The sequence below is a fragment of the Gordonia otitidis genome (assembly GCF_020735545.1).
GTDB lineage: Bacteria > Actinomycetota > Actinomycetes > Mycobacteriales > Mycobacteriaceae > Gordonia > Gordonia otitidis.
This window is the reverse complement of the sequence record NZ_CP085974.1, coordinates 1,529,171-1,550,687: the sequence shown is the minus strand read 5'-3', so window position 1 is coordinate 1,550,687 and position 21,517 is coordinate 1,529,171. Positions and strand designations below refer to the sequence as shown.

Annotated in this window: 16 protein-coding genes and 1 pseudogene; 9 read left to right on the top strand and 8 right to left on the bottom strand. The window is 64.9% G+C overall.

The window, feature by feature from the left end:
* Positions 1–4 precede the first annotated feature (4 nt).
* From LK459_RS07040 to LK459_RS07030, 3 genes are all read right to left on the bottom strand, one after another.
* The gene (locus LK459_RS07040; protein WP_227922368.1) at positions 5–1,381 is read right to left on the bottom strand and encodes an FAD-dependent oxidoreductase; all 1,377 of its coding nucleotides are present in this window, start codon (positions 1,379–1,381) and stop codon (positions 5–7) included.
* A 392-nt stretch (positions 1,382–1,773) separates the two neighbouring features.
* The gene (leuA, locus tag LK459_RS07035) at positions 1,774–3,624 is read right to left on the bottom strand and encodes a 2-isopropylmalate synthase (protein WP_007237225.1); all 1,851 of its coding nucleotides are present in this window, start codon (positions 3,622–3,624) and stop codon (positions 1,774–1,776) included.
* Positions 3,625–3,828: 204 nt separating this feature from the next.
* Entirely contained in the window at positions 3,829–5,439 is a 1,611-nt protein-coding gene (locus LK459_RS07030) for an FUSC family protein (RefSeq protein WP_007237226.1), read from the bottom strand.
* Between the two features lie 471 nt (positions 5,440–5,910).
* Between LK459_RS07030 and LK459_RS07025 the strand changes: the two genes are divergently transcribed.
* Positions 5,911–6,345, top strand: a complete 435-nt coding sequence (locus LK459_RS07025; RefSeq protein WP_007237228.1) for a hypothetical protein — start codon at positions 5,911–5,913, stop codon at positions 6,343–6,345.
* Positions 6,346–6,432: 87 nt separating this feature from the next.
* On the opposite strand, the gene LK459_RS07020 is transcribed toward LK459_RS07025, so the two are convergent.
* Complete coding sequence (locus LK459_RS07020) at positions 6,433–6,996, bottom strand: nitroreductase family protein (RefSeq protein ID WP_007237229.1); 564 nt, start codon at positions 6,994–6,996, stop codon at positions 6,433–6,435.
* A 78-nt stretch (positions 6,997–7,074) separates the two neighbouring features.
* On the bottom strand, positions 7,075–8,616 hold the full coding sequence (locus tag LK459_RS07015) for an MFS transporter (RefSeq protein ID WP_227922366.1): 1,542 nt from the start codon (positions 8,614–8,616) through the stop codon (positions 7,075–7,077).
* 93 nt (positions 8,617–8,709) lie between these two features.
* Between LK459_RS07015 and LK459_RS07010 the strand changes: the two are divergent.
* From LK459_RS07010 to LK459_RS07000, 3 genes and pseudogenes are all read left to right on the top strand, one after another.
* Positions 8,710–9,074, top strand: a pseudogene (locus LK459_RS07010) (TetR/AcrR family transcriptional regulator); the annotation flags it as partial.
* 119 nt (positions 9,075–9,193) lie between these two features.
* Positions 9,194–10,570 carry an IS1380-like element ISGbr1 family transposase gene (locus LK459_RS07005; protein WP_064862420.1) on the top strand — a complete coding sequence of 459 codons (1,377 nt, stop codon included), beginning with the start codon at positions 9,194–9,196 and terminating at the stop codon, positions 10,568–10,570.
* A gap of 178 nt (positions 10,571–10,748) precedes the next feature.
* Positions 10,749–11,084, top strand: coding sequence for a hypothetical protein (locus tag LK459_RS07000; protein WP_265416859.1), 336 nt, complete (start codon positions 10,749–10,751; stop codon positions 11,082–11,084).
* A gap of 785 nt (positions 11,085–11,869) precedes the next feature.
* Here the strand turns inward: LK459_RS07000 and LK459_RS06995 are convergent.
* Complete coding sequence (locus LK459_RS06995; protein WP_007237232.1) at positions 11,870–13,285, bottom strand: glycosyltransferase family protein; 1,416 nt, start codon at positions 13,283–13,285, stop codon at positions 11,870–11,872.
* Between the two features lie 129 nt (positions 13,286–13,414).
* On the opposite strand from LK459_RS06995, the gene LK459_RS06990 reads away from it, so the two are divergent.
* The 4 genes from LK459_RS06990 (at position 13,415) to LK459_RS06975 (ending at position 18,322) form a co-directional block, all read left to right on the top strand.
* Positions 13,415–14,680, top strand: coding sequence for an aspartate kinase (locus tag LK459_RS06990; protein WP_007237233.1), 1,266 nt, complete (start codon positions 13,415–13,417; stop codon positions 14,678–14,680).
* Positions 14,681–14,737: 57 nt separating this feature from the next.
* Entirely contained in the window at positions 14,738–15,766 is a 1,029-nt protein-coding gene (locus LK459_RS06985; protein WP_007237234.1) for an aspartate-semialdehyde dehydrogenase, read from the top strand.
* Positions 15,767–15,827: 61 nt separating this feature from the next.
* Positions 15,828–16,859 carry a fused (3R)-hydroxyacyl-ACP dehydratase subunits HadA/HadB gene (locus LK459_RS06980; RefSeq protein WP_007237235.1) on the top strand — a complete coding sequence of 344 codons (1,032 nt, stop codon included), beginning with the start codon at positions 15,828–15,830 and terminating at the stop codon, positions 16,857–16,859.
* 173 nt (positions 16,860–17,032) lie between these two features.
* On the top strand, positions 17,033–18,322 hold the full coding sequence (locus tag LK459_RS06975) for a lipase family protein (protein WP_039993321.1): 1,290 nt from the start codon (positions 17,033–17,035) through the stop codon (positions 18,320–18,322).
* Between the two features lie 70 nt (positions 18,323–18,392).
* Here the strand turns inward: LK459_RS06975 and LK459_RS06970 are convergent, their stop codons facing one another.
* Complete coding sequence (locus tag LK459_RS06970; RefSeq protein WP_227922362.1) at positions 18,393–19,571, bottom strand: hypothetical protein; 1,179 nt, start codon at positions 19,569–19,571, stop codon at positions 18,393–18,395.
* A 115-nt stretch (positions 19,572–19,686) separates the two neighbouring features.
* Here LK459_RS06970 and LK459_RS06965 point away from each other — a divergent pair, with 115 nt between their 5' ends.
* Positions 19,687–20,313 (top strand): TetR/AcrR family transcriptional regulator, encoded by a 627-nt coding sequence (locus LK459_RS06965; RefSeq protein WP_227922361.1) that lies wholly within the window; start codon positions 19,687–19,689, stop codon positions 20,311–20,313.
* A 19-nt stretch (positions 20,314–20,332) separates the two neighbouring features.
* Here the strand turns inward: LK459_RS06965 and LK459_RS06960 are convergent, their stop codons facing one another.
* Positions 20,333–21,514 carry an aromatic ring-hydroxylating oxygenase subunit alpha gene (locus tag LK459_RS06960; RefSeq protein WP_007237239.1) on the bottom strand — a complete coding sequence of 394 codons (1,182 nt, stop codon included), beginning with the start codon at positions 21,512–21,514 and terminating at the stop codon, positions 20,333–20,335.
* Positions 21,515–21,517: the final 3 nt, after the last annotated feature.

Below are 21,517 nucleotides of genomic sequence, written 5' to 3'. Positions count from 1 at the left end.
GGCCTCACATCCGTTCGGAAACCCGGCGGGCCGCCAATTGCACTGCCTCCCAGACCGTTGCGAACGGTGGCGCGTAGGCGAGGTCCATCTCGGCGAGATCGTCGACGGTCATCTCACCCCACAGTGCCGCGGCGACGGTGTCGATGCGCTTACCCGATTGCATTCCGCCGACGATCTGCGCGCCCAGGATGCGTCGGGTGCTCTTGTCCGCAGTGAGTAGCACGGTGATCGGTGCGGCCTCGGACATGTAACCGCTTGCGGTGTCACTCTGCGTGATCAACGTGAGAGCGTCGTGGCCGAATCGTCCGGCGACCTCGGTGTTCATTCCCGTCCGCGCGATCTCGAGATAGGTCGGGCCCGCGGAGAATCGCGTGATGGCGGTCGCGAGCACCCCGGCGAAGCGTTTGGTCTCGTCGCCGCCCAGATTGAAGCCGCAGACCCGGCCCTGCTTGTTGGCGTGTGTGCCCAGCGGCGCGAAGATACGCTCCCCGGTCATCCTGTCGACGGACTCGCAACAATCGCCCGCTGCCCAGATACCGTCGGCAAGGCGTTGATGGTCGTCGGGCAGGTATCCGCCGTGGACTCCGATCGGTAGTCCCGCAGCTGCACCCAGAGACGTCGACGGTCGGACGCCCAATGCCAGCACCACGACGTCAGCCTCGATTGTCTTCCCGGAAACCGTTGTGACAGAGCGAATCCTCCCACTCGAGGATTCGGCACTCGCGATGACCGTGTCGGTCAGGACCGTGACACCCGCGGCTCGCATGCCGTCCTCGATGCGATCACTCATCTCCGGATCGAGCTTGCTCATCACCCTGGTGCGCGTGGCGAGGGTCGTGTCGAATCCACGCTCGGCCAACGCTTCTGCCATCTCCACGCCGATGTAGCCGCCGCCGATCACCACTCCTCGACGACCGGAGCCTGCGATCAGATCAAGCCAATAGCGTGCGTCGTCAAGGGTTTTGGCCGGGTGGACGCCCTCGATCAACGCGCCGGTGCTGTCGCGAGCCCACGCTGGGACGATGGCCTGCGCACCGGTGCACAATACGAGCTGGTCATAAGAGATCTCCGACGATTCGTCGAACTCCGACGTCGCCGAGACGTGCTTCCGCTCGCGGTCGATGCCGGTGACCGTCATTCTCATGCGGAGGTCGACGCCGAGTTTTCGGTGCTGCTGCGCGCTCCGTGCGATGAGGTCGGTGTCCGAATCGACGAGGCCGCCGACGAGGTAGGGAATGCCGCAGGCCGAGTAGGAGGTGTCCGACGTCTGCTCGAGTGCGATCACCTCGACGCCGCGCCCAGTGACCTCTGCGGTCCGAAGTGCCTGGTGAGCAGCACTCATGCCGGCGGCGTCTGCGCCGACCACGACGATACGTTCCACCTGCGTCACGCTACCCGCGTTCAGCGAGCATCCGTGTGCCGGAGGTCAGCGTTCCACGCTCACTGCCTTACCGATGACAACCCCGATCCCCGCGACCATGAGCGGCAGCGCAACGAGCACAGAGACCAGGAGAACCACTGTTTGCATACCGCCAATGGTCCGCCCATATTTCCGTGCCGTCGCGCTGACCAGGCGTAAGGTAGCCAGTTTCACAAATGGTACGGGTGACACGTTCTCGGCGTGGCCCAGGTAGATTCTCGTGAACGACAGAATGGGCCGGAACCCCTGCGAAGCGAGGATCGCCCGCTCACAGCAAGGGATTCCGGCCCATGCCAGTCACGCCGAACACCAGGGGTTACCCGCTGTCCCGTGAGTTCTTCGGTGAGAGAGGTTTACGGCGCCCAGGTGCGCGGCGCGGTGTCGGTCTCAGCGGGCGCCGGTGCGGTCACGCGGTAGGCGCGGTTGACCGCCGAGACCACGGCACGCAGGCTCGCGGTGGTGATCGACGACGCGACGCCGACACCCCACACGGTTTCGCCGTTGACCTCGGTCTCGACGTAGGCCGCAGCACTCGCGTCGCCACCTGCGGTCAGAGCGTGCTCGGCGTAGTCGAGCACGCGGACATCGAAGCCGACGGTCGAGAGTGCGTCGACGAACGCGGCAAGTGGTCCGTTGCCGCTGCCCGAGATCTCCTTTTCGGCGCCGTCGACCTTCACCACTGCCGTGATGTGGTCGTCGCCGCCGTCGACCTCGGAGGCGTCGACCTTCTGACGCATACGCTCCAGCGGACGGATCGGGTGCAGGTACTCGTCGGCGAAGACGTCCCACATCTCCTTGGGAGAGACCTCACCACCCTCGCCGTCGGTGATCTTCTGGATCTCGCGGCTGAACTCGATCTGCAGGCGTCGCGGCAGGTCCATGCCGTGGTCGGCCTTCATGATGTAGGCGACGCCGCCCTTGCCCGACTGGCTGTTGACGCGGATGACGGCCTCGTAGTTGCGGCCGACGTCCTTGGGATCGATCGGCAGATACGGCACCTGCCAGAGGATGTCGTCGACATCGGAGTCGGCTGCGTCGGCGTCGACCTTCATCGCGTCGAGGCCCTTGTTGATCGCGTCCTGGTGGCTGCCCGAGAATGCGGTGTACACCAGGTCGCCGCCATAGGGGTGACGCTCGGGTACGCCGAGCTGGTTGCAGTATTCGACGGTGCGCCGGATCTCGTCGATGTCGGAGAACGAGATCTGCGGGTCGACGCCGCGGCTGAACATGTTCATGCCCAGCGTCACCAGGCACACGTTTCCGGTGCGCTCGCCGTTACCGAACAGGCAGCCCTCGATCCGATCGGCACCTGCCTGGTAGCCGAGTTCTGCTGCGGCGACGGCAGTTCCACGATCGTTGTGTGGGTGCAGGCTGAGGATGATCGAGTCGCGACGCTCGAGGTTGCGGCTCATCCACTCGATGGAGTCGGCGTACACGTTGGGTGTGGCCATCTCGACGGTTGCCGGCAGATTGATGATGAGCGGCTTGTCCGGTGTGGGGGCGATGATCTCGCTGACTGCGTCGCACACCTCCTTGGCGTAGCTCAGCTCGGTGCCGGTGTAGGACTCCGGTGAATACTCGTAGCGCCAGTTGGTGTCCGGGAACTTCTTCTCCTCCTCGAGCACCTTGTGCGCGGCGTGCGTTGCGATCTCGGTGATCTTCGACTTGTCGGCGCGGAACACGACGCGCCGCTGCAGTACCGACGTCGAATTGTAGAAGTGCACAATCACATTCGACGCTCCGCGGCACGCCTCGAAGGTGCGCTCGATCAGTTCGTCGCGACACTGGGTGAGCACCTGGATCGTGACGTCGTCGGGAATGGCGCCGTCCTCGATGATCTCGCGGACGAAGTCGTAGTCGGTCTGGCTCGCCGAGGGGAATCCGACCTCGATCTCCTTGTAGCCCATGCGCACAAGCAGTTCGAACATCCGGCGCTTGCGGGCGGGACTCATGGGGTCGATCAGTGCCTGGTTGCCGTCTCGCAGGTCGACAGCGCACCACATCGGAGCCCTGGTGATGACCTTGTCGGGCCAGGTGCGGTCGGGGAGCGAGATCTTCTCGACCTCGTCGGCGAACTGCCGGTAGCGATGCACAGGCATCGCGGAATTGCGTTGCGGATTCCAGGAGGGCTGGTCTGCGGGGATCGGACCCGCCGGTTCGACGATGCGGCTCGCGCCCGAGGTGAAAGTGTCTGCTGGTGCCATGATGGTCAATCTCCGAAGGTGATATCGAGGGGAGTGACCGGCGCGTGATGAGGCCCCGCGACGGAGGGCCGGTCGATCAGACCCCGCCGCGGCAACCGAGAAGGAGTGCACGCTGCATGGCAATGAATGTACTCCCCGGGCCGGTCGTCGATCAAATGAGGGTCGAACGGACGGGGCACGTGCGCGCCGGGGAGAACCCGCATGTCAGGGCTCTGTGGGTGCATGGACCGCAGCGCGATGAGTGCACAGTGTCGCGCGAATGTCGGCGGGGATCGGCGACGACTGGTCGGTGCGGTGGCACCAGTCGAGCGTTTCGTAGCCCACGCGGCACAGTCTGATGTGTCGTGGCCAGCGTGGCGCTGACCAGCGAGGCTCGTCACTGGCGCTGTCCGTTGCGCTCATCTCCGCTTCGAGAAGCGCCCACTGCAGGTCCCGCCGTATCGCGAGCAGCGGTGCAGAACCGACCGGCGCGCGTGCGGAGCGGTCGAGAAGACGGTCGACATGATCGAGAACGTCGGTGTCTGCCCGTGCCCACGTGTGGCGGTGAGCGTGCGGCAGCAGCCAGAAGAGCGCCGCGACGGCCAAGCCGACGCCGAGCAGCGTTTCCAGGAAACGGTCGCGGACAGGGATGGTGATGTCGGAGTCGGGGGTGCCCATCAGCATGGCCAGCGGAGTGATGAAGGAGACGGCCACACCGTAGTTGCCGACGATGGTCAGTTCGATGAGCACGTTGAGCACCGCGATCACCACGATGAGCCAGGCGGTCGTCAGACCGAGCTGATGGAGGCCGACGTAGATCACCAGGCCGACAACGGTGCCCGCGAGCCGGTGGGTGGCACGCACGACTCCGCGGATTCGATCCGGTCCGAGTTGGAGAACAAGAACGGTGCCCAGGATCGCCCAGTCGGGTCGTGAGAGTCCCACCGCGAGTGAGGCGACACCCGCCGCGAGCGCTGTCACCGCCACCCGCACGGTCGTGACCTGCGCGTGGCTGTACTTGCGACGTGCAGCAGCCATCCGGTGTCGCACGGACGGTCGACGCATCGGTGGCGACAGCGGACCCGGCGGCGCCACGTGGAACTGATGTAGCGAGGTCCAGAGACGTTGCGCGAGCGGTGTGTCGGTGGCAGCGGCGTCGTGCAGCACGGTCCACGCGTTGAGCGTCGACATCGCCACACCGTGTCGGTGGGCGGGGTCGGTGGATTGATTGCTGGCGAGGTAGGCGTCGATCGTCTCGATCGCGGCGAGTGTCGCTGCGGTTTCCGGACCGTCGGGTCGCCAGAGCGCAGGCGCCATCCCGACCACGAGTGAACCCACGGCGCCGGCACACGTCGCGATCACCAGGTCTGAGACGTCGACGCCATGTCTGGTCACCACCGACGAGATGCAGGCGGTGAGCACGAAGAAGAACGGCCCAGGTGGTCCGAGACGCATGGCGTTGACGGTGAACACCGACGCCGACGCCCAGACGACGAGTCCGGCAACCACGATCAGCGAGGCGGTCGTACTCGGGTGGGCACCGGCGAGATCGCCCAGAAATCCGAAGATCGTCGCGGCAGCGATCAGCACGACGGCTGCGAGCGCGATGACCCGCCAGCGCACACGGTAAGGACGCTTCTCGCCGTAGAGCACCGCGAATGCGCCGAGTGCCGCGAGCAGGGCATCGCGCTCGAAGCCCGCGGCGAACAACACGGCTGCCGGTACGGCGAACGCAAGCCCTGCACGAATCGCGGCGGGCCATCGCCCGCGCACGTCGGGAATTGCGAACAGGATCCGTGTGGCCCGAGGTCGTGGTGGTGGCAGCGGGGCGTTCACCGCTCACACATTAGGCGGCGTCGTGGTGCCGTCGCGCGGCAACGATTCCAGCGGCCAGGGGGGTGCGGCGCATCCAGTCGGCAGCCAGCGTGTCCGGGTTCGGTGTCGAGTGTTCGGTCGCTCCAGGCCACCCGCCGCCGACCGCGAGGTTGAGAATCGCACATGTGGGCTCGTCGAACATCCATCGCGGCGCCTCGAGTGCTCGACGAGGTCGATTTCACCTGCGGCAGGAAACCTGACGAATGGATGTCGTTGCCCAACAGCCAGAATCCGTAAGTCCCTTATGTCGGATTACGGAAGCGACGAATAGTACATTCCTTTCGGCTGAAAGTCTCTTTGCCTGAGCATTACTGGGTATTAGCACTGTGAATTCTCAGCTGGCACTTAGTATTTGCGAGTTTGCTTCGAGTGGTCGCCGGAAAGCCGGTCGCCCCCACTCGACTGCGAGTGTGTGCCGAGAAAGGTAGAGACATGTCACGTTTGTTCACCGGAGCGGCGGCACGTCGCATCACCCTGGCGCTGGCCGGCGTCGGCGTTGCGAGCGCGATCGCCACGGGCGGTGTGGCAACGGCTGCGCCAGCGCCCGCACCGACAAAGCAGGCTCCGGCCCAGACGACGCCGGTGCCCGGTACCAAGTGCACGCTGGCCGGGGTCGAGAAGGCCTTGGCCAAGGAGGACCCCACATTGTGGAAGGAGATCGAGTCCCATCCACGCGCCAAGGAGCGGTTCGAGAAGACGATCGTCCTGACACCGCAGCAGCGCAAGCATCGCCGTCAGGAGATGCACAAGTCACACCCCGAGCGTGCGCAGATCAAGAACTTTCTTCGCGACCACGGTCTCGCCAAGAAGGACCGCACCGCTCACCGGGCAGCGATCAAGAAGGCCTTGGAGGCCTGCAGCGGATAGCCGAGCACGCGGATACACGTGTTTCTGACACACGCACGGCGAACTTCGCTCGCATTCGTCAGAAACACGTGTATCGACAGCGATCCGTCAGGCCTCGAACGGGTCTCCCCAGCGTCTACCGAACGCGATCTGGTCGAGCGGTAGCCGCTCACGTGGGCGCTCGTCACGTTCGCGGATCTCGTCGGGCAGGGTGGATCGGTCGGCCAGCTGTCCGACGGCGAGCATCGCGAGCGGCTTCTTGTCGTCGGGGATGTCGAAAGCCGTTCTCGCGGCGCCCTTGTCGAACCCCGCGAGCGGATGGCCGTTGAGACCGAGTGCCCCGCACTGCAGGATCATCTGCGCCAACGCCAAACCGAGGTCGACGCCACCGTAGAGGTCGGGTTTCGGGTCGGACGGATCGTCGGTGGTACACAACAAGATCAGCGCACCCGCCGCGGGCGCCCACGTCGTATTCCCTCGGTTGAGGACGGCGGTCAAGGCGTCGAACGTTTCGTCGCCGCGCAGTCCGACGACGAAACGGACCGGTTGCATGCTGCCCCACGTGGGTGCCCAGCGCCCTGCCTCGAGGATCTCGACGACGTCGTCGGCCGAGACCGCGGCGACAGGGTCGTAACCGCGGGCGCTCCAGCGCTGCCGTATCAGTTCGTGCACCGTGACGACGGTACTGGCCGGGGCTTGTCGAGGTGCGGTGACGGCGGGGTGCGGTGGATCGGTCAGAGGCGGGCGAGGTCACGCCGAGGGCGACGCATCCTGCTCCGGTTGGCCGACGGATCGCGGAGTACGCATGACCACCGCGAGGATCACGCCGAGCACGCCGAGCGCGATCACCGCAGCCAGCGACGCCGCGTGGATGCCGCTGACGAACGCCTCCTTGGCGGCGTCGGCCAGTGCTCCGCCCGAGGACCCCATGTCGTGGGATCGATGCAGCGTCTCGCCGAGCGTGTCGCCGAACGACCAACCGTTGTCGTGCTCACGGAACATCAAGGTCGCGAGCGAGCCGAGAAGTGCCAACCCGAGAGCAGTGCCCAACTCGAAACTCGTCTCAGAGATGCCCGACGCCGCTCCCGAACGCTCCGCCGGTACCGATCCGACGACGACGTCGGACACCAGCGAGAACTGGATGCCGTAACCGATGCCCGCGATCGAGGTGAACACGAGATAGATCCACAACGGACTCGACGTGGTGAGCCACAGCAGGCCGAGATTGCCGACGGCGGCCAGCGCGACCGAACCGACGAACGCGGTGCGCATACCCACGAGGACAGCGATTCGGGTGGCGCCGATGGAGAACACCGCGACTGCGATCGCCATGGGCAGTCCGGCGAGCGCGGCGTCGAGGACATCGAAATCTCTCACCGATTGCAGGTACACGCCCGTGAGGTACGACATGCCGCCGAGTGCCATCATCCCGACCAGCGCCACCGACACCGCTGCGCTGAACTGCACGTTCTTGAACAGTTTCAGGTCGAGCAGCGGTGCGGCGATGCTGCGCTGGTGGACGAGGAAGATCGCGAACATCACGACGCCGACCACGCCGACGGCGGCAACGGGAGCGGTGACGCCCTCCGACGCCATGGTCTTGATGGAGTACACCACCGGCAGGATCGCGAGCAGTGAGAGACCGACACCGACGAAGTCGAACGGGTCACCTGTCCCTGCGCGATACTCCGGAATGAGTTTTGGTGCGAGCAGGAACAGCACCGCGAGCACCGGCACGTTGATCAGGAAAACGACGCCCCACCAGAAGTGGTGCAGCAGAACGCCTCCGACGACCGGGCCGATGGCCGATCCGCCCGCGAACGCCGCGGTCCACACGCCGATTGCACGGCCCCGCGCCTTGGCGTCGGGGAACATATTGGCGATCAGCGACAGGCTCGACGGCATCAGCGTCGCACCGCCGATGCCCATCAGAGCGCGCGCCGCGATGAGGATGCCCGCAGTGGGGGCGAATGCGGCGATCACTGAGGCGATACCGAACAGCCCGGCACCAGCCAGCAGTATGCGCCTGCGGCCGATGCGGTCGCCGACGTTGCCCATCGTGATGAGCAGGCCGGCGATGAGGAAGCCGTAGATGTCGAGGATCCACAACTGCTGTGCTGCGCTCGGATCGAGTGCATCGGTGATCGCCGGGATCGCGAGGTAGAGGACAGAGAAGTCCATCGACACCAGCAGCACAGGGAGCGTCAGCACGGCCAGTCCCCACCACGCACGTCGATCGGCGCCCGGCTGTTCGCGGGTGCGCTTCTCGGACGGACGGATGCGGACGGACATGACTACTGCTCTCCTCGGAATAGGTAATGAATGCATCGACGCGTGGTGGCCATCGCGGCACTCGCGTACGCCGTACGCATCGACGGTACGGTCATGAGTACGCTGTACGCAAGTGAGTTATTCCCGCAGATAGAGGAGCGAGGGTGTCCGACGAGCGTGCACCGAAGCTGACGGCTTCGCTCATCGTCGACACCGCGATCTCCGTCGCCGACCGCGACGGCCTCCCCGCGCTCTCGATGAGACGTATCGCCGAGGAGCTCGGCGTGGGTGCGATGTCGCTGTATCGACACATCGCGGACAAGGATGCGCTACTCGAGGCCATGGCCGAGGAGATTGGTCGGCGCTTTCCGTATCCCGTCGACGAGACCGGCACGTGGACGTGGCGAGAGCGGGTGGCCATCGCGGTCGACGTCGACTGGGAACTGTATCGGCGTCACCCCTGGGTGGTGCTGGCTTACCCTCGATCCACCGATTTGCTTGTGATCGGTCGGTGAGGGATAAACGAAATGCCCTGTCTGAGTGACAGAATGGGACTTCTCTAGGGTTCCATCCACACACACAGGAGGGCATGTCGTAGATGCGATTGTCTCACACTCACCCGGTCCGGTCTGCATCCTGTGACGATCCGAATCTCCTCGCCGCTGCGGGGGTGGTGCCGGTGATGGCGCTGGCCGAACGCGCCAGCCTGTCGGAGTTGGCCCGCGAGCATCTGAGCGTGCCCACCGACAAGGGCGCCCATCCGGATCGGAAAATGTTTTCCCTGGTGGCGGGGATGGTGGCGGGCGCCGACAGCATCGACGACATGGCCGTGTTGCGACACGGCGCGATGGGCAAGGTGTTCGACCATCCTTACGCCCCGTCGACGTTGGGATCGTTTCTTCGCGAGTTCCGGTTCGGGCATGTCCGCCAAGCCGATGCGATCGCCACCCGGCTGTTGGCGGGACTGGCTCGCCATACTCCGGTGCTGGCGGGGATCGACGGGCCGGTGATGATCGATATCGACGACTCGATCATCGAGGTCCACGGCCCGGCCAAGCAGGGCGTCGGATTCGGCTACACCCGAGTGCGTGGGCTGAACTCGGCGATCACCACCCTCACCTGTGGTGACGGTGCGCCGGTGATCGCCGCTCAACGCCTGCGCAAAGGGGCGTGTAACTCCGCGCGCGGGGCGCATCGGTTGATCGCCGACACCCTGGCCACCGTGCGGCGGCTACGGTCGTCCGATGCGTCGGGACCGATACTGCTGCGAGCGGATTCAGCGTTCTACGGCCATCGCGCGATCACCACCGCGCTCCGGGCCGGTGCGCAGGTGTCGGTCACCGTGCGTCAGGATTCCCACGTCCGAGCAGCGATCAGCGAGGTACCGGCAGATGCATGGACGCCGATCGAGTACACCGACGCCGTCTTCGACGAAGACAGCGGCCAGTGGGTCTCGCGGGCCGAGGTCGCCGAAGTACCGTTCACCGCGTTCACCTCCAAAGCCAAGCGCCTGCAGGTATCCGGACGGCTGGTGGTGCGCCGTATCCCTGACTTCGCAGCCGAGGGAGACGGCTTGTTCGACGTGTGGCGGTTTCATGCGTTCTTCACCACCAGCGACCTGGACACCGTGACCGCCGACAAGACTCACCGCGGTCATGCGATCATCGAGCAAGTCCACGCCGACCTCAAAGCCTCCGCATTGGCGCATCTGCCCTCGGGAAAGTTCTGCGCGAACGCCGCATGGCTGGTGTGTGCGGTCATCGCGTTCAACCTGACCCGCGCCGCAGCCTGTCTCGGTGGACAGCGTCTGGCGAAGGCGACTACCTCCACCATCCGACGCACCCTGATCTGCATACCCGCTCGAATCGCGTCCTCAGCGCGGCGCATCACGATGCATCTACCCGCCCGATGGCCGTGGGAACGCGAGTGGAACCTGTTGTTCAACAACACGATCAAACGACAACACTCAGCCTGACCCCTAACCATCGGCCAGAACCGGCCCCGACACGAAACCCAGTGAAACACGCCGACACCAGAGATCGGCGACTCACCCACGCCCACCGCCACCCCGAACATACACAACACATTTCACGAGACATCAAAAAGCCGATCGGTGGATCGAGGCTTACTCGGCGCCGAGGTACAGCTTCGGCGTGGACGCGCTCGAGGGACTCGATTGGCTCGCCGCGGGTTTCACCGAACTCGGCGTCGACATCGCGACGGCAACGGAAATGGCGCTCGCGGTGTGGAACTACGTCAACGGCGTCGCGCTCGCGCAGGTCAGCGAGCAGTTGCTCGAAACAACGCCGGGTGAGCGTCCGAGTGGGCTCGCCGACCTCATCGACGGTCGGGTCGCGTCACGCCTGCCGCATCTCTCGACGCTGTCCGACGCCCCCGAGGCGGCACGCCTCAACGATCCGCGCGCGCTGCTCGACGCGGGCATCGACTATCTATGCGCCGGATTCGAGGCGAGAGCGGCGTCGTCGTAGGGACTTGGGCCCGCGCTCGCTCGGGGTGCTGGTCGGCTTCGCTGGCGTGGCCGAAAGTGGGGGAAGGGTTGCGGCGCGGGGCTGGAAGTCGCGGAAGGGTCTCGCGGTGCGGCCGAAAGTGGGGGAAGGGTTGCGGCGCGGGGCTGGGAGTCGCGGAAGGGTCTCGCGGTGCGGCCGAAAGTGGGGGAAGGGCCTCTTCCGCTACTTTTGTGCTCTTCCGCTGGTTGTTTCTCGGGGAGATGACAGGAACTCGCGGAAGAGCCGCGCCAGCGTGCAGGATCCCGCGGAAGAGTTGCGCCAGCGTGCAGGAAGCCGCGGAAGAGTCGCTCCGACGTGCAGAAACCCGCGGAAAGGACACTGCTGCTCGGCCGAGATTCGCAGAACGGCTGCAGGGTGCGCGACGAAACTAGCGGAACAGCTTCCGAGCGCGCCGAAATGCGCGGAAGAGCTGCGCCGAATGTGCTTGAACGCGCGAAGGGGCTTCGTGGCGTGGCTGAGCGCCGCGACAGCGCCGCGGCGCTGGAACCCGCCAAAAGTAGGGGAAGGGCCTGTTCCGCTGCTTTTGCGCTCTTCCGCTAGTTGTTTCTCGGGGAAATGACAGGAACCCGCGGAAGAGTCTCGCCAGCGTGCAGAAACCCGCGGAAAGCCCGCGCCAGCGTGCAGAAACCCGCGGAAAGCCCGCGCCGGCGTGCGGAAGCCCGCGGAAACGCACCGCACCGCGCCGCGGCTACCCACGACCACCCACGACCACCAGCGCCGCAAGAGTCCCGCCCGGAACCCCGCCCTCACATCGCGTGCGGGTAGACCGTCAGCATGTGCGCGCCGAACCATGCGCTGCCGATCACCATCGGGACGACGACGGCCATGGCGACCGAGGTCTTCTGCCGAGCCAGCGCTATGGCCAGCGGCAACAGCAGGACGAAAGCGGGGAGCAGTAATCGTGGTCGACTGATCATCAGGCCGCTGGACAACACGATCGACGCCACGATCAGCGTTCCGTAGACCAGCACGGGCCACGGCAGGCGGGCCCAGAACGCGACGACGACCATGACGAGCGTCGTGATGATGATCCACGCCGTCGCAACCGACGCCACCTCGCCGGAGTTCACCAGGGCGTCGTTGACGAAGTTGAAGGTGACCACTCCGCCGTCGATCCGGGTGTCCCACCCTTCGGTCTGGATGCGGAACCAGCCCGTCGGAGATCCCGTGTGTGCCCAGACGACGGCCAGATACCCGAGGTACCCGAGCGGGCTGATCACGATCGCCAACCAGAGGTAGACACCGCTGCCGCGCCGTGATCGCCACGACCTCGCGTCACGATCGCGCAGCAGTGTCAGGGCTGCGGCCACCATGACCACGCCGATCATCACGACGGCGGTCGGGCGGACGGTGCCCGCGAGACACGCGGCGATTCCCGCGAGCAGCCAGTTGCGTTCGAGGACGCCCACCAACGCCCAGACCGTCAACGCGCAGAACAGCGTCTCGGTGTAGGCCATGTTCAGCACCACCGACATCGGCGTGGCCGCCAGGATCGCGACGAGATACAGGCCGACCCGCTCCGGATTGACCGACGCCCCGCGCGTCAGCGGTGAACGGTTGCCCATGGTGCGCACGCAATCGGCGCCGAGGCGCGCGGCTCCGACGGCGGTCAGGCAACCGAGCACGACGTTGAGCGAGATCGCCGCACCGAACGGCGTGACGAACGGCAGCTTGGCGATCCACCCGACGAGGTAGGGGTAGCCGGGGAAGAAGGCATATGCGGTGTCGGCGGTGTGCAAGCCGCGGGCGTCGGTGAGCGTGTACGGGACGTCGCCGTAACCGTGCTCCGCGATCGCGAGCATCCATTTGCCGTCCCACGCCGAGAGTGCATTGCCGACCGTGGTGTCGCGTAGCTGTGCGAACCGGGCGAGAACCAGCAAACCGACGAGCCGGATAGCGATGAAGACCCCGATTGCCGAGACCCAGTAGGGCAGGGAATCGTCGTAGCCGCGGCCGTCGGTGGTCTCAACTCGACGCTCGGTGGTCGCGTCGGCTCGTCCAGCGGAGGGTGCGTCGGATCGAGTCGACGGGGGTGCGTCGGCGCGACCGGCGTCGAGGGTTGCGTCGGCTCGACCAGTGGAAGGCATGCGTGGGGTCCTGCGGTGCGTGCGCACCTTCCCGACCTCGGTCTCGCTGGTCACCACAGCGATGTTAGGTGACATGTGTGGTCTGCAGCACGGGTAAGGCGTCCCGTCGCCACCACGCCGTGGGCCAGCGGAGCGTCGTCGGTAAGGTTGTCTCGGCAGTGAAGCGGAAAACCCGACGTCGAACCCTGCTGGGAGGTTATCTACGTGGCACTCGTCGTGCAGAAATACGGTGGATCATCGGTTGCGACAGCTGAGCGCATCCGTCGGGTCGCCGAGCGCATCGTCGAGACCAAGAAGCAAGGTAACGACGTGGTCGTTGTGGTGTCGGCGATGGGTGACACCACCGACGAACTCCTCGACCTCGCGCAGCAGGTCAACCCCGCGCCGCCCGCCCGTGAGATGGACATGCTGCTGACCTCGGGCGAGCGGATCTCCAACGCGCTCGTGGCCATGGCCATCAGCTCGTTGGGTGCGCAGGCACAGTCGTTCACCGGCTCGCAGGCTGGCGTGATCACCACGAGTAGTCACGGCAAGGCCAAGATCATCGACGTCACGCCGGGGCGTGTGCGCAGTGCGCTCGACGAGGGAAAGATCGTGCTCGTCGCGGGTTTCCAGGGCGTTTCACAGGACACCAAGGACATCACCACGCTCGGTCGTGGCGGTTCGGACACGACAGCCGTCGCGCTCGCGGCGGCGTTGGAGGCCGATGTCTGCGAGATCTACACCGACGTCGACGGTGTCTACACCGCCGACCCGCGCATCGTGCCCGACGCACGTCGCCTCGAGACCGTTTCCTTCGAGGAGATGCTCGAGATGGCGGCCTGTGGCGCGAAAGTCTTGATGCTCCGGTGTGTGGAATACGCCCGCCGATACAACGTTCCCGTTCATGTGCGCTCGTCGTACTCGACCAAACCCGGCACGCTCGTAGCCGGCTCTATGGAGGACATTCCCGTGGAAGAAGCGATTCTCACCGGTGTCGCACACGACCGCAGCGAGGCCAAGATCACCGTCGTCGGCCTCGAGGACCAGCCCGGATACGCGGCCAAGGTGTTCCGCGCGGTGGCCGACGCCGAGATCAACATCGACATGGTGCTCCAGAACATCTCGAAGGTCGACACCGGAAAGACCGACATCACCTTCACCCTCCCGCGCGAACTCGGTCCGCTCGGCGTCGAGAAGCTCACCAAGCTGCAGCACGAGATCGGCTTCACCGAAGTCCTCTACGACGACCACATCGGCAAGGTCTCGCTCGTGGGCGCCGGCATGAAGAGCCATCCGGGCGTCACGGCGACATTCTGCGAGGCGCTCAGCAACGCAGGGGTCAACATCGAGCTGATCTCGACGTCGGAAATCCGTATCTCGGTGTTGTGCCGCGACACCGAACTCGACGACGCCGTGCGCGCACTGCACGAGGCATTCGACCTCGGCGGAGATGAAGAAGCTGTTGTCTACGCAGGAACGGGGCGCTGACATGGGCGAGCCCTTCGACGGAGCTCAGGAACCACGAAGCGACGGGAGATGTGACTGATGGGTGTACGTATCGGAGTTGTCGGAGCCACCGGTCAGGTCGGCGGCGTCATGCGAACCCTGCTGGCGGAACGCAACTTTCCCGCTGACGAGGTCCGCTTCTTCGCATCACCGCGGTCGGCCGGTAAGAAGTTGCCGTGGGGCGACGGCGAGATCGTCGTCGAGGACGCCGCGACGGCTGATCCGAGCGGACTCGACATCGCACTGTTCTCCGCCGGTGCCACGATGTCGCGTGAGCAGGCACCGCGCTTTGCCGCCGCAGGCGTGACCGTCATCGACAATTCGTCGGCATGGCGCAAGGATCCCGATGTGCCGCTGGTGGTTTCGGAGGTCAACGGCGAGCTCGCGAAGAATCCGCCCAAGGGCATCGTCGCCAATCCCAATTGCACGACCATGGCAGCGATGCCGGTCCTCAAGCCGCTGCACGACGCCGCCGGACTGGAACGACTGATCGTGTCGTCGTATCAGGCGGTCTCGGGAAGCGGCCTCGCAGGTGTCGAGGAACTCGCGACGCAGTCGCGTGCCGTGATCGACGACGTCGAGAAGCTGGTGTACGACGGCTCGTCGGTCGACTTCCCGGCTCCGAACAAATACGTGGCGCCCATCGCCTTCGACGTCCTGCCCATGGCGGGATCGTTGGTCGATGACGGGTCGGGTGAGACCGACGAGGACCAGAAGCTCCGCAACGAATCCCGCAAGATCCTCGGTCTGCCCGACCTGCTGGTCAGCGGCACGTGTGTGCGTGTTCCGGTCTTCACCGGGCACTCGCTGTCGATCAATGCCGAGTTCGCACAACCACTCTCCCCTGCACAGGCAAACGAGATCCTCTCCGGCGCAGCAGGAGTCGAGCTGGTCGACGTACCGACCCCATTGGCGGCTGCAGGTAAGGACAACTCGCTGGTCGGCCGTATCCGGCAGGACCCGGGTGTGCCGGAGGGTCGCGGGATCGCATTGTTCGTCTCCGGCGACAACCTGCGAAAGGGTGCGGCGCTCAACACTATCCAGATCGCCGAGCTACTCGTCCGATAGTCGATTTCCACCCACGGTCCGGATTGTCCGAGGCCGTCAACCGCCCGATTGGGGTCATTTCATGTCCACGCCCACAGACACCCCAGCGGTTGCCGACAGGCTCGGCCATTACTACAAGATCGACGAGCCCTATCAGGTCGGTCGCGAGAAGGTGCGCGAGTACGCGCGTGCGGTACAGGACCACCATCCCGCACACCGCGACGAGGCTGCCGCGCATGGGCTCGGCTACTCGGGACTCGTTGCGCCACTGACGTTCACCGCCATCCCGGCAATGGCGGCCAACCGGGATCTGTTCGAATCGGTCGTCGTAGGGTACGAGACCTACGTACAGACCGAGCAGGTCTTCGAGCAGCACCGACCCATCGTTGCCGGCGACGAACTGACCACCGACGTCGAGTTGTCGTCCATCCGGCGCGTTGCCGGGCGCGATCTGATCACCGTGACCAACACGTTCACCGATGCGGCAGGGGAGGTGGTGCACACGATGCACACGACCGTCGTCGGGGTGAACGCCGACGAGGTCGACCCGTCGATCAACGACGCGGTTCGCAACATCATGGTGCACGACGTGAACGTCCTATCCGCCGACGCGTCGGATGCCGCATATCAGAAGACAGTGAGACCCGAAGGTGTGCAGGTTATTTCGACTGCGGGTATCGAACGGTCGTCCGGTGCACTCGACTTCGATTCACTGAGCGTCGGCGATGAACTGCCTGTCCGTCACGCTCGCCTCTCGCGTGGAGACCTGGTCAACTACGCCGGGGTGTCAGGAGACGGAAACCCCATCCACTGGGATGAGTCGATCGCCAAGCTTGCCGGTCTTCCCGACGTGATCGCACACGGGATGCTCACCATGGGACTCGGCGCGGGGTTCGTGTCAGCGTGGTCGGGAGATCCGGGTGCGGTGACCCGCTACTCGGTCCGACTCTCGCAGGTGGCTGTGGTGTCGGCCGCGGAGGGCGGCGACATCGAGTTCACCGGCCGGATCAAGTCGCTCGATCCCGAGACCCGCAGCGGCGTCGTTCTGGTCGTGGCGAAGTCGGGCGGACGGAAGATCTTCGGCCTGGCGACGATGAACGTCCGCTTCGCTTAAACCGCCTCGTCGGCGGGCACTTTCACACTCGGCAGGGCGCGCTGAAAACAGTCCGCCCTGCGACGCCACGGCGAGAACTATGACTATGAGCGCGTATGCGCAATTCCGGCATACCGGTCCGCGATGGAGTCCTGGCTCACACGCCCACATTACTGTGCGGTAGGTTACTGGCCATGACACGGATTCGGGGATTCATCTCAGGTTGGCGGGTTCGTCGTGCGACGCGACGGTCCACGGTGGCGCTCACGGCAGGGGCGCTGGCTCTCGGAGCAGCGACAGCGGCGGTCGGCCCCGCCCACGCGGCCGACTTCTACACGCCACCCGCACAGTTCTCGGCGACCCCGGGGGCGATCATCCGCAGCGAGCCCAGCCCGCTACTGCTGCAGATTCCGGGCTTGAGTAATCAGTGGCCGGGAACGGCGACCCGGATCATGTACACCTCTCGTTATCAGAACGGGTTGCCTGCAGCGGTGACCGGGACCGTCGTCGAGCCGACCGCGCCGTGGAAGGGTAAGGGGCCACGACCCACAGTCGTCCTCGGACCGGGCACCATCGGCCAGGGTGATCAGTGCGCGGGATCGAAGCTCATGAACCTGCCCGTGGCCATCGATCCCGCCAAGCCGAGTCTCGCGATCAACTACACCGCGCTCGAGATGAACCTCCTGCTGATCAACGGCGTGCGCGTCGCGATCACCGACTACATCGGGATGGGCACGCCCGGCATCCACACATACGTGAACAGGGTCGAGACCGGACAGGCCATGCTCGACGCTGCTCGCGCGGCATTGAAGGTCGAGAAGGCCCCGGCCAACGCTCCGATCGCCTTCTCCGGGTACTCGCAGGGTGGCGGGGCGTCGGCGTCCGCGGCCGAGCTGGCGTCGACGTATGCACCAGAGCTCAATGTGAAGGCCAGCTACGCCGGTGCACCGCCGGCCGATCTGTCGAAGGTGATCAACCAGATCGACGGCACATTCATCGTGGGCGGTATCGGATATGCGATCAACGGTCTCGAGGCCCGGTATCCGGAGCTCAAGAGCGTCATCGACCAGGAGACGAATCCTCGGGGGCGGCAGGCGCTGAAGCAACTGTCGACGCAGTGCATCGCCGACACCGGACTGGCCTTCGGATTCCAGCGAACCAGTGCGTGGACCCGTGACGGCAAGCCACTCTCGGCGGTCATCAACAGGCATGCGAACGTCAAGAAGATCGTCGACGAGCAGCGAATCGGACGGCTCAAGCCCAATGCGCCGGTCCTGCTCGAGGGTGGTATCAACGATGACGTCATCCCGTACGGTCAGGTCGCGCAACTCGATCGTGACTGGCGGGCGCAGGGCGCCGATGTCCAGATGATCAGCAACACGATTCCGCCGATCTTCCCGGGACTCGTCGTCAACCATGCGCTGCCGATGGTGGCCACGCTGTTGCCCGCGACGAACTTCCTTCTTGCGCACCTGAACAACTGATCTGACGACGGACACGACGATGCCCACGACCGCTCAGGCCGGGGGCATCGTCGTTGATCGAGCCGTGAGACTATGCCGTGGATGAGGTCTGGTGGCGAGGCCCGACCCTTTCATGGTCGGCGTGGTGTTCAGCGACGCGGTCAGGTTGACGACGCCGCACCCCGATGGACGACCCGATCACCAGCAGCACACTCGCAACGTACGCGGCGAGCGCGTAGGGCAGGGGTCCGATCCGACCGCCACTGGGGGCCACGCCGTCGACCGCTGCGAAGTAGTCGGGAAGTGCACTGATCCAGAGAACTGCTGCGACGAGCAGGTAGATCACGCAGCAGATGACCGGAAACCATTCGCGTGCAAGGGCTTCGGGTAGTGCGGCAGGATCGGTCCGGCGTGCGCGGTAGGCGCGATAGAAGGCCACAGCGGTGATGATCGCCAGAATCGCGACATAGGCCCACGCCGAGGCAGCGCGGCCGACCAGCAGTGAACCGCCGAGAAGGTCGACGATCGTCGGGGGAATCGATCCGACGAACAGTACGGGCCACACCAACACACTCGTCACCACGACGTCGCGGACGATATACCACCCGCCGCGGTGGGGAATTGCGCACAGCCACCGGGTCACCAACGCGATGCCGAATGGGAGCATCACGCTGAACGCGCTCATGTTCAACAGAGGGATGCCACTCAGCGACGGGTGAGCTGTCGAGACCTCCTGGTTCCACACCCACCACTTCAGTTGCGGCCCTAGACCATCGACGACTTGGTACAGGCAGTGGAAGACAAAGGCCACGCACGCCGCCGACACGAAGATGTTGTTGCGCGAGAAGATCCCGGTCCGCTGGACGAGCGTGTACGCCACGTAGAGATACACCGGATACATCGCGATGATGTACAGCGGCAGACGGTCGTAGAGGAACTGCACGGTGAACAGGTTGTGGGCGAACGTGAGTCCGAGCTCGTCCTCGATACCGAACCACTGCGGAAAGTAGGCGATCGGCTCGACTACGAGTAGCGCGAGGATGCCACTGCACCACACCACGAGGTTCGACGCGTCGTGCTGCGACCGGTACCAGCGTACGGCGTGGACCAAGCATGCGAAGAGTCCGATCACAAGGGTCGCCTCGATGACGGGCAGGGTCCAGTTGTCCAGGTCCGCCGGGTTGGTGATGGTGATGAACGGGTTACCGTCGCACCGGACGCCGTGGAGAGTGGCCGACAATCGTGCGTACTCGGCTGTACATGTCTGCATCGTGCACCTCAGGATTGGTGGTGTCGTGACCCGACAGCCCGATCATACGAGTGTGTGCAATATGTATGACCGGTTTCGCGAATTCTCGTGGAACAGCACATGCGACGATGGACCGATGAGGACACGAGGGTGGGGCGGGAACCTACCGCGCACCGAAGACGAAGCGCGCGAGCGTATCGTGGCTGCCGCGATGCGGTGTATCGATCGATCCGGTCCGGCCAAGGCGACACTCGCCGACGTCGCTTCTGAGCTCCAGGTCACCAGACAGACCGTATATCGCATCTTTCCGACGACAGCGGATCTACTGACCGCTGTGGGCGAGGCGGGCGCTGATCAGTTCCTCGACCGACTCGCTGATCACGTCGCCGACATCACTGAGCCGCGCGATGCCCTCGCCGAGGCAATCGTCTACACGCTCGGCAGACTGCCGGAGGAGCCGTACATCGGATTGCTCGTCCAGGTCGGGGAGAACGAACTCTTCAGCCGGGGAGTGACGTCGTCACGTGCGATGGAGTTCGGGACATCGGTACTGCGCCGCTTCCCGATCGACTGGGCTGCAGCAGGATTCGACGACGACGAGAAGCTCGACGGTCTCGCAGAGTTCATGCTGCGAGTACTCATGTCCTTTCTGCAATATCCCTCTGATCCTCCCCGGAGCCCGGAGCAACTGCGTGCCTATCTTCGACGCTGGCTCGGTCCCGCAGTCGACTTCGGGCCCGCAGACGGCACACCCGCGCGGTAGGCCGCTGTCGAGAGGATCCTCAGGGCAATGAGATCTTGAGCTTCTCGGCCATCACCCGCACCATGTGCTGGACGCCGATCTCATTGCGGCCCAGCACCATGTGGTCGTGCTGGCCACGCCGGACGCCTTCGCCGCACTGCGGCAACATGGTGAAGTCCTCGTCTCTGACTGCTGCGTGCACCTGCGCGAAGATGCCGTCGTACATCTCTGTTTGCTCTGGGGTTGTCGCGGGGTAGCGGGCCATCCAGCTGTGTCGGACCGTGCAGGTCGTCGCCGAGTCTGCGGGTAGGATGTCGATGACTTCGACTCCGACCGGGCTATTCGCGAGGATGAGATTGGGATAGACCCAGTAGATGATGCCCATCTGTTGAACGGGGTCCCAGTTGTCGGCGGGCTCGGTGCCCTCGAGCTGGGTGATCCAGTTGAACGGGAAACCGATTCGGTGATGCACACCGAACTCGTCGTACACATGGGTGTTGGCCAACGTGTTCATGCCGATCACGCTGTTGCCGTGGACAAAAGGAAAGTGGTAACCCTCGGCGAACGCCTCCAGCGCCCCTTTCCAGCTCACCTCTGAGGTCAACAGTCGCTCGTCGTGATAGCCGAAGGCCTGGTAATTCCACTGTGCCAGTTCGGAGTCCATGGGTCCCAGGTGAGCATCGAGGTCCATCTCGGCTTCGGCTGTCAGCACGGCCCAGATGAAGCCATGGCGTTCCTCGCTGGGGAGCTCGACGAGTCCGTACTGATCACGGTTCATCGACTCGAATCCCGCTGCCCCCGGGACGCCCTTGAGTCTGCCGGTGTTGTCGTACACCCAAGCGTGGTAGGGACAGGTGAACCTGCGCGCATTCCCCGACCCGCATGCAGGCATCGCCCCTCGATGGCGGCAGTAGTTGAGCAGGACATGTGCCGTGCCCTCGCGATCGCGGGTGATGAGAAGAGAGTCGCCGATCACCGAACGCACGACATAGTCGAAGGGGTTGGGGATCTGGGCCGTTGCGAGGACGGCGATCGGCACGCGCCGAAGGATGCTCGATTCCTCCAGATCGCGAAGTGTGTCGTCGCTGTAGTAGTCGAGCGGTACCCGCAGTATGTCCGGGGCCATGTCGGTGGTCTGAGACAATGCCAGATCGAGTGCGCGGCCGGTCAATTGCCAATCGAGTTGCGTCGGCTGCGTGGCGACATCGGGGCTGGTGGTCATCGG